The following is a 9,942-nucleotide window of genomic DNA, read 5'->3' as shown; positions in this document are numbered from 1 at the left end:
TCACGCCCTTCGACAGGCTCAGGACGAACGTGGTTTTGAAACTCAGAAATGTACAAATTATTCCGGGGCAATTCCTAACCAAAACGCTTTATCGCAAAGACTCCGTGGCTAAAAAGTACGTTATTCAAGGGCAATTTCCGAGAAGGTGCTCTGTTGAGGCGGGTGAAGCCAGTTATCGATAATCAACATGGCTTTATTCATGCCGTCTTCTATCAGGCTTTTGTCGTCAACCTCCAGTGAATCAAGGGCTGCTTTTATTTTGACAATGATTGGCTCACGCATGGAGATCAGCTCATCACTGATGGGCAGGGAAAGTATGCTGATGGATTGCAGGATATACAGGTCATCGGCCGCCATATCCGGTGCAAACAGAACCAGCCGGAGAACGGTAAGAGCCACCAGGTTTTCCACATTATCCAGCGTTTCCTGTTCGATCACATCATCACTCTGGCGGTCAGCGTCGATCTGGATGATCGCCTGATAATAACTGTTGGCGATAGAGGTAATAATCTGGATCAGCTGCGTCCGCATGTCCAGTTCCGGTTTGCCAAAATAGAATTTCTGGCGGCGAAAGGAGTCGGTCATTTCCTGATTGGCAAAATTGACACCGATCATTTCTTCCTCCGGGTAGAAGGAGACGACATTGAGCATCTTCAGCCGTGACCAGGCGTAGATCTTCTTTCTTAATGAGTCAGTAGTACCATATTCAAAAATATTCACAAAAAAATGCGCCATCGACCGGCTGATCACATCCACCACTGTGTCGTCATGGACCAGTGCTTTCACCATGGCCTGGGTTGAGAATCCCACGGCTGCCAGCAGGTAATCACCATAAGATGCCCAGGTGTCCAGCACATCTTGTGATTTGGCTGCCGTCTGTATGTCATGTTTAAGACCCCAGCTTTTCAGCATTTTCAGGTAAATATTTTGGATGTCCTGTTTGGCAAACGCAGGGTCCAGGGCTTTCAGGGCAGCGAAAACCTGCCGGGTGAAATGCTGAATTTCACCCTGCTCCCTGAGTATCTCAAAGCCAGACTTCAGTCTTGCCACTGCCAGGGTTTTCACCACCAGGTTGTCTTCACTAAATTCGGCGTGAAAATAACGCTGGGTATAGGCAGCCAGGGCCAGTATGGCAGCGGCCTGAGACTGTGGGTAATGTTCCAGGTGAGCCAGCAGATGACTGGACAGGCTCCAGTAACGGGTTAGCAGGCCTTCCAGTGTTGCACGGTATGAGCGGCTGGTCTGGGCTTCAATACTGAGCTTACGGTTAAGGGCATTGACTTTGTCGGCCAGTTCATCCTGGATCTGTTTGTCCTCTGGCGACAGAATACCCGTGGTGCTGCCAATCCCGTTTTTGATCACCGTTTGCAGGTGCACAATGGCCGGTTCTCCCAGGGAGCGCAGGCCAAAATCAAAAATGGAGGTCAACAGGTAAGAAGATGCCAGATACCAGTATGAAGGCTGGCCAGCCAATAGCCGACGGGCAGTCAGGGGTTCAAGGATGGCCACCAGTATTGAATAGCCAAGGGCAGTACCGTGGATGGTCATCGTGGATACGGTTTCCTTGTCCGGAAGGTAGCTCTGATACCAGTTGGCAGGTCGGTCCGGGGTTCGAGGCTTTGGTTTCCCGGAAGGCAGCTGGGGAATCTGGCTGATCCATGGTATATCGGGGAATTCAGGCAGATCCTGTACTGAGCCATCCGGAGACGAAAGCCTGAACCAGGTGGTCAGTTGCTGCTGATACCACTGCCTCACCTTTGGATTTGTTTTGTATTCAGGTTCCAGTATTTCCAGGGCCCCCACGACTTCAGGGATCAGTTCCTGACCATACAGTGGCCGGTAGGCCAGCAGGGTTGAACGGATCAGGCTGTCATCATTGGTGACTTCAACGTTTTCCCGGTAATTCTGAACCAGCGCTGCGGCCAGAAGATCAGCACTGGCCCGGTCATCCTTGACCCTCTGCAGGTTGAAGGCTTCTGCCAGATTGACCACCAGAGCCTCCAGGGCGCGCTGGGCATTGGAGCGGGCAAAGTTGGGCTGTTCGGCCAGAATGGCGGTGGCATTTTTTTGCAGGGTATTAAAGTAATGGTTGGCAAATTCCCCGGCCGGAGATGTCGAACTCCCTTTGCCGGTGTCAATGGCACCCCAGTTTTCCAGGCTGCGGCGGGTATTGGAGGAGAACCGTTCAATGGTGGCTTTGGTGGTTGCCATACCGGTTACCTTGGCAAAATGGTCAACCACGGTGTAGATCACCGGTGACTTCCCTTTTTTCAGGAAATAGAGCAGTACTGCCGGGACAGAAACTCCCATAATAAAAATGGAGTTTCTGATGTATTGCTCAGGAACACCCTTGAGGGCGGACTGGATGACCCCGGGCTCTGTCTTCTTTTCGGACATAATGGCCATGCCCTCCAGCTCCGCTATGGCACCGTTTTCATACACGCTGCAGTCCTGATAACTGATCTGCCACTGGTTCAGGAGATCGCAGTAACGCAGGTTTATCAATGTTGAGCGTCGGACCAGTGGATCCATGGTCTGCAGATGGCGCTGGAGGTTGGCGCGAAATGCCGGAATACCGGACCAGTCAACATGGTAATTGAAATGGGTCCTGATACTGTCAGCCCCGTCACTGGCCCTGGCTTCGGGATGAAGGTAAACCATGGTCTGTGCGGCCAGGGCAACCATTGCACTGGCTCGGTCATGATCACCATCAGTTAATGCGAGTCTGGCGGTGGAGGCGATGTTGTCAAGAATGTCCTGCAGGCGGAAATAGGTTTTTCTCGCTTTCTGGGCATTCATGCTGAGAATGGAAAAGGTAAACAGGGAACGGAACAGGAGATCGGTTTGCAGATCATCGGTCTGCTTTTTCAGGTGTTCGTCCGACAGCGTCTTGTAACTGAAGCTTTCCAGCCGGGCGCTGAGATTGTCGGTCAGATGCTGGCTGGTTGACCGCCGGATATTACTGCCGTGGATTTGCAGTAAGGTTAGGAGAAAATCGTAATTATTCTGTTTTAAATATTTTTTGCTGATGTTCAGGGCGATTTCTGAACTTAATGGCACCAGGCCCCAGGCGACCGCCGTTTTCAGCGTGTTCACCAGGCGACTGATCTCCCCGTTTTTGTTTTGCTGCGCTTGCTTCTGCCAGTCAGTTTCAGCCTGATGCACTGCTGCAAAGACGCCTGAACCGGAATACAAAAGCAAACCTGCCATGAAGAGGCATAAAAACATAAGGAGAATACGGTAGGAGCAAGAACCTGTTTTCATTGAGATAAGAAACCGGAGTGATAAATGTCTAATCACTCAAAATAGGCTGTAATGAGCCTGTTGGTGATAAATATTTGTTATTTTTGTTTTATAAGAATGAACGATGATTTATTGGGAGTTTTTTCTCCTGAATATAGTGCTTTGATGATTTGTTTGTCCGAATGAAACAACTTTACTAAAGTTTTTTATTTCGTTCTTTTTTTAAAGCTGGTAATTGATTGAAATAACCATTATTTTTCTATTGTTCTTTCAGGGTTGAACAGAGAGGTCAGGGAGTAAATTCTCTCTAGCGGTGATGGGCTGCATATGGCTCATGAACAGGCTTCCAGACTGATAGTGGACTTCCGTATTTGTTTCTGCGGCTTCTGTTAGGCCGTATAAAGGGGAGACGTTATTTGTTTTGGAGGTTCTCAATGAGTTCTGATCCTGAGTTCGGCAAATGGCGGGAACGGTTCTGGCCGGTTCACAGCTATGAGCTGAAAAAGCTTATCCCCATGATTTTGATGTTCTACCTTATTCTTTTTAATTATACGATTCTCAGGGATACCAAAGATACCCTGGTGGTCACCGGTGCCGGTTCCGGTGCCGAGATTATTCCATTTCTGAAACTCTGGGTTAATGTCCCTTTTGCCATCGGGTTTACCCTGATTTATTCCCGAATGAGTAACCTGGTCAGGAGGAATACACTTTTTTACCTGGTGATTACCACATTTATTCTGTTCTTTATTTTCTTTGCGCTCTGGCTCTACCCCAACCGGGATACCCTGCATTTTCATGACACTTCGGATTATCTGCAAAGTGTTTTACCACCGGGGTTCAAGGGACTGATTGCGGTGATGCGTAACTGGACCTTCTCCCTGTTTTATGTCATGTCGGAGTTGTGGGGCAGTGTCTGCCTGTCCATGCTGTTCTGGGGATTTGCCAATCATATTAATACCATTGCCGAGTCGAAACGGTTTTATGCCCTGTTTGGCATGATGGGAAATCTGGCCCTTCCCACTGCCGGCTTTTTCGTCTACGTTGCCTCCGGAGTCAGGGAGAACCTGCCCGAAGGTGTGGATTGCTGGGGTTATTCCCTGAATCTGATGACCGGGGTTCTGACGCTGGGCGGGGTGTTGATTATTTTGATTTACTGGTGGATGAATCGATATGTCCTGAGTGATCCCGGCTTATACCATCAGCTGGATGCCAATGAGCAAGCCAATGAAAAATTGAGCCTGTCTCTGCGTGAAAGCTTAAAAATGATTATTCATTCCAGATACCTTCTGTGCATTGCCCTGCTGGTGATCAGCTATGGGGTGTGCATCAATATGGTGGAGGTTACCTGGAAAAATCAGCTTCGTATGCAGTTTCCGGATCCGAATAATTACAATCAGTTTATGGGACTGTTTTCAACCTGCACCGGTTTGATGACGATTTTTATGATGCTGTTTCTCACCAATAATGTGATCCGGTATTTTGGCTGGACATTCGCGGCGCTGTGTACGCCGGTCACATTATTGATCACCGGGTCCCTGTTTTTCTGTTTTGTCCTGTTCCGGGACTGGTTGCCTGAAAGTCTGATGCTCTCCCTGGGAGTTGCCCCGTTAATGCTGACGGTTATTTTGGGGGCAATACAGAATATTCTGAGTAAATCCACCAAATACGCCTTGTTCGACCCCACCAAGGAGATGAGTTATATCCCCCTGACGCCGGAACAGAAGGTAAAGGGCAAGGCGGCAGTGGATATTATTGGTAACCCCACCGGGAAATCCACGGGTTCATTGATACAGCAGATATTGATGGTGATGATGGGGTCACTGTCTGCCATTGCACCTTACGTTGCGGTGATTGTCCTCTGTTTCTTCGTGATCTGGATTGCATCTGCCCGGTCGCTGGGCAAGCGTTTCTCGGAAATCACTGAGAAGAAGCATATGGAATAAGCATAATGCTGCTTTTGATTATGGCTCAACCTCAGCATAAAAAAGCTGGCATCGCTTGAGTTCGGTAAGGTAACGGTCCCTGAATGCCCGGTCGATATCGGAAACACGCAGCCAGCTGGTTACGGTATTTCCGGAACTGATGGTTGCCACTCTTGGGTCAACAATACGACAACGGACATTTTCAAACGTTATGGTGTTTTCCCCGGGATGGGTGACCTCATGCACCTTATGCCAGGCGGTCAACATTTGCCCGGCTAATGTGCGTACACCGGGCAAGGTGCTTTGGTGTATTTTCTGCCAGACTTGATCGTCACCCATGGCAAAAAAAAGATCATCAGCCCGGAGTTCTCCTGCCATAACCAGCTGATTCAGGGCATCGGCTGTCCAGAGATAGAGAACCCGTCCCCAGGCGGTAACAAAAATATGCCGGTTCAGTTCAATACTGGCATCGGCGGTCAGCCGCGCGGATTCCAGACTTTTGTAATACCAGTGCTGTGACAGTGGGTCAAAGAAAAGGTCTGCCAGAATAGTGTCTACCTGTTGATCGGTGAGATTTTTTCTTCTGGCAGCGCCCTGCACTATATAATCAAGCCGGTCAGCGGCAAGGTCTGGCAGTGGCCGTTCCAGCCGGGTAAACGAGGGATTTTTTTTGGGGTGTATGGTTTCAGGTGACAGGTGGTGTCTGTTCAGGATTGGGGTAATGTTGTGCCTGTCCAAAAAGTTGATGAACTGTGAATCGTGATAGTTCGGGTTGCCTGCTGAACTGTCAGAAAACAGGTAATCAGAAACATGGCTGAAGGTGCTGTGGGGCAGGTCATGGAGCAGGCCGCTGATCTGTTCCGGAAAGGGGGCACCGAAACGGTTGAGCAGATAGAAGACACCCAGAGAGTGGTCGTAACGGGAATAGGGTTCGTTGTTACTGCCCTGTGAGTCCACCATCTGTATGGGGCCGTACTGGTTAATATGTTTCAGCCTGTTGACTGCCGGGTGGACCAAAAGGGAAGAGAGCAGCCGGGATTGATCGCTTTCCATTGCTTCAAACGATATTGTCCCGTAAAAGGTGTTGATGCTTTCAATGTGACTTTCAATGTCAGAGAGATTTCCGTCGGCGGACAGCTCATGGCTGATGATAACGATAAACGATACCAGACAGCTCAATAGTTTGATCATTGCTTAATTATGTACCCGATGTGCTGACTGTTTTATATAAATGACAGGTGCCAGCCAGACTTTTCGACGTTGACATTTTGTTTTACCGGCAGCACGGCCTGCTCGTGCATTCCCTGGTAACCATGGCCTGAATGACCACCGACAAGTGTAGTCAGCAGGCAAGGATCTGCAAAAAAAATCAGGCTTTGATTTAGACAGCCATGGTCGGAATTGGCGGCTTACAAAACGGGTCAGTGGTTGAATGCCAGAACTTTGTGTTCCATAAACCGGATCAGTACTGTCAGAACCCCCGTCATGGTCAGGTAGATCAAGTCGGCATGGTGAACACCGTTAATGTGTCGTAAGTTTGTGCGTTCAGTCTGGCCGTATAGACCATTAAATACATCAGGGTAATGGTACTGACCAGGGACGAACCTTTCATAACCAGAATGACCTCGTTGCCATAGGCGGGCAGTGCCCGACGGGCGGTATGGGGCAAGATAACCCGCAGCAGTGCCTGTCTGTTCGTCATGCCCAGCGCCTACAGGCTTCCCTGTCGCTGTTTGGCACTGCATCAATGGCTCCCTTGGACAGCAAGGTGGAATAGGTGGCTGAGTTCAGGGCCAAAGCCAGCATGGAGCAGAACCAGGGCTGGCTTAACCAGGGCCATAGAATGCTGTTTTTGATGACATCAAACTGAGCCGGACCGTAATAAATCAGAAATATCTGGATCAGCAATGGCGTGCCGGTAAACAGGCTGATTTTAATTCCCTTCAAAAATGGGATAAGTAATTGTTCCAGCGAGGTGCATTTGGGCTGTCATCAACCATAACAGCTTGTTGCAATAGACCAGCTTGAATCACACTTCCTCTAATGTCTGATTTTCGGGTTTTTAATTTATCGCCTTCCCAGTACCACTTTTGCGCTAATGAATTAGAGCAATTATCCTGCGTCAACTGATTGTGATCATTTACCGTGAGGCAATAGTCTGGATTGAGCCGGGAGCGGTAACGTTCTGCGCCATCCAGCCCCCACAATTGATTACGCTTTCCATGGCAGTAATAGCCTACAATAGCTTGTCCGGCTTTATTGACGTTATGAAATACATCCAGGCAGAGGTTGTCTGCGTCTAGTGACTGTATGCGTACATTTGCTTCGGGTTGAAATACAGGGTGATCCCAGTCAATGTCTATTTCAAATGGTAGTGTGTAAGTTATGGTACGGTAACCAAATGGAGCCACTACAGCATACAAAACACCATAGCGTGATTGTCCGTAATAAGCCCCTATGCTGACCTTGGACTCTACACGGAATTGAGTGCTGCCACGTTTATCGGGCACTGCACGGTACAACACGTCAACAGAAGGTACAAAATTACGATGGCTAATACTATTGAAGAGGTTAGGGTTAAAAATACCTCCATCGTACCACAGCGGTCTTGAGTATGCGCAACCAAAGCTAATATCACCATAAGCATAATCACAGGTATCGCCATGATCCCATGCAATTTTCGCATGTTTATTGGCAGTATTATTTTCAACCCGATACTCCGCATGATTGATTGTCACTGTGCGCGAGTCCGAAAAACTAAAGGAACCTGATGCTCCAGCGCCTACCTTGGGACCCGTTCCATCTACTTCGGCATTAGCGGAAACTGATGCTCCTAAACCAAGATCTTTGGTAAAGCTTTTAGATACATTTGGATTCAGGTTTTGCGGTGCATGGTGAGAAAGAGTGATATCGCTGTCGTTAGATAGTGGACGTGATGTAAATTCAAACCGTTGCAATAGTGGGCCTAAACGCGTGTTTCGGACAGTATTTGACTGCTTCCATGTATCAACTTCATTTTGGCTGTTCGCCAGGTATACCCCTGCGCCAGCTCCTCCAGCGTTACTGTCTGACAAGGAAATTCGTACATACTTGGCGTTGTCAGTATTTGGCCCATTAATGCTACGCATGCGAGTGATATTATATTCTAAATTGACCGATGCGCTGCCTTCACACAAATCAGGTTTGAATGTAAGATCCAAAAAATTAGCTATACCAGACATGCCCAGATGATGGAAGGCAGTGGTGGCGTTACCGCTTTCCCAGTCGTTGGGTAATTTACAGGACAGATTACTGTAAGATAATATGCGTTTTTGGTTGAGTATTGGTGCGTAGCCTACACCTGACAATCCTCGAGTAGTCGTTGGAGCCATAAGCGATTTTGAACTCGGTGCAGTTAAATATTCAGGCATACTTTTCCTGTCTGTTATTTGTTGCAGTACAGTTTCAGTATCAAAAGCCAGGCGAGCAATATCAAGTTTATCATTATTGACCGGAGTTATTTCCGGGGCATCCAGAGTATCCTGGTCAACTGGCGCATTATCAACTGGCGTAGTATCAAATTGCACAAGATCCTGAAATACTATTTCATCTTGATGATGGTAAACCAATGTTACTGGTGCTGTGGTTCCAGTACCAAATAGGGCTTTGGTTTTCTGACTTATCTGGTTACTGTCATTGATGGTTGTTGCGTCGATTAAAATAATACGACCACGCTTCAGTTCAGCGAATACATCCATATCAGCAACGCTTTCAGCTTCACTTGCGAGATTGATATAAACAACATTCTGGGCAGCTATCGTACTCGCCATAGTGTCACCATATAGCGTACTCGCCATAGAGTCACCATCTAGCGTACTTGCCATAGAGTCACCATCTAGGGTGCCCTCCTGTTTCTGTTGGCTAGTGCATTCATTACCACAAGGCGCAGCTAGACAAGGCATTGTGGTGAGTGTACTGAGTAAGACAGCTGTACATGTATATGATTTATTCATAAGAGATACCAAAGGATATTAAAAAAATGATTAATCAGGAACTCCTGACACCAGGGACTTCAAGGCTCCAGCTTGTGATAGATCCCTTTAGATCGACAATCTGGAGGGATGCAAACTAGCTCCACGCCAGTCAAACTGAAATTTGTTTAACTTGGACTTTTGAATAGTTACGCAGGGGAGAGGTCTGAAGCTTTTTAAAGCGTGATTCAAAAGAGCAGTCATCGGGAGGGGGCTGAACTCCAAAACCCCATTACGACACTTTCAATCAATAGCACTTAAATAGAAAAAGTTGAGCTTTCTAAGCTAAGTAAAAGATAAAGAATCTGTCAAACTCAAATACTATGCTTTGCATGATTTCCCCTGTGCCAGCATGGATGCCGGGCCAGAGTGGTTACAAAAAATTGCTTTTGCACTAACAATATTCGAGGATGCTCGGATGCTTTGGGTGCCCAAAAAGTGTCCACCATCACTGTACACGACAAGAATCAAGAGTAAGGCAGGGAGCGAACCAATGGCGATGATTTGCAATGCTTAGCCTTGGCGCATCATTGAAGATTACCTGCGACGATGGCAAATAGAAACCATGTTTCAAGCTATGAAAGGCAGGAGGGAGAAGGCCTTATGAAAATTGTCGTGTACAGTGTCTGCAGAGTTGAAATATTTGGCATGTAGCTGCTGGTAATACCAATTCCGCCTTCTAAATATGATAGCGAGCAAGTCATGTTGGACAGCTGGGCAAGGCGGAATGACGAGTGTGTGCCGTAGCACAAGCTGAGGAAGTGAAG

6 protein-coding genes are annotated in these 9,942 nt (G+C 47.8%); 1 reads left to right on the top strand and 5 read right to left on the bottom strand.

All coding sequences use genetic code 11. The annotated features are described in order from the left end of the window. Nucleotides 1–120: 120 nt before the first annotated feature. On the bottom strand, nucleotides 121–3,195 hold the full coding sequence (locus KDK15_RS02505) for a hypothetical protein (protein ID WP_257293793.1): 3,075 nt from the start codon (nucleotides 3,193–3,195) through the stop codon (nucleotides 121–123). 482 nt (nucleotides 3,196–3,677) lie between these two features. Between KDK15_RS02505 and KDK15_RS02500 the strand changes: the two genes are divergently transcribed. Continuing rightward, nucleotides 3,678–5,186, top strand: coding sequence for an NTP/NDP exchange transporter (locus KDK15_RS02500; protein WP_257293792.1), 1,509 nt, complete (start codon nucleotides 3,678–3,680; stop codon nucleotides 5,184–5,186). Nucleotides 5,187–5,204: 18 nt separating this feature from the next. Here the strand turns inward: KDK15_RS02500 and KDK15_RS02495 are convergent, their stop codons facing one another. The 4 genes from KDK15_RS02495 to KDK15_RS02480 all read right to left on the bottom strand — a co-directional run bounded on the left by KDK15_RS02495 (nucleotide 5,205) and on the right by KDK15_RS02480 (nucleotide 9,028). After that, a complete protein-coding gene (locus KDK15_RS02495) occupies nucleotides 5,205–6,356 on the bottom strand; it encodes a hypothetical protein (protein ID WP_257293791.1) in 1,152 nt (383 codons plus the stop codon). A 307-nt stretch (nucleotides 6,357–6,663) separates the two neighbouring features. Continuing rightward, a complete protein-coding gene (locus KDK15_RS02490) occupies nucleotides 6,664–6,867 on the bottom strand; it encodes a hypothetical protein (RefSeq protein WP_257293790.1) in 204 nt (67 codons plus the stop codon). Then, a complete protein-coding gene (locus tag KDK15_RS02485; protein ID WP_257293789.1) occupies nucleotides 6,864–7,112 on the bottom strand; it encodes a hypothetical protein in 249 nt (82 codons plus the stop codon). Before KDK15_RS02485 ends, KDK15_RS02490 begins: the two co-directional genes overlap by 4 nt. Further along, entirely contained in the window at nucleotides 7,109–9,028 is a 1,920-nt protein-coding gene (locus tag KDK15_RS02480; protein WP_257293788.1) for a leukocidin family pore-forming toxin, read from the bottom strand. Before KDK15_RS02480 ends, KDK15_RS02485 begins: the two co-directional genes overlap by 4 nt. Between the last annotated feature and the right edge of the window lie 914 nt (nucleotides 9,029–9,942).

The sequence above is a fragment of the Endozoicomonas sp. YOMI1 genome (assembly GCF_024606345.1).
Lineage (GTDB): Bacteria > Pseudomonadota > Gammaproteobacteria > Pseudomonadales > Endozoicomonadaceae > Endozoicomonas.
The sequence above is the reverse complement of the archived record's forward strand: the minus strand, read 5'-3'. Positions and strand labels throughout refer to the sequence as shown.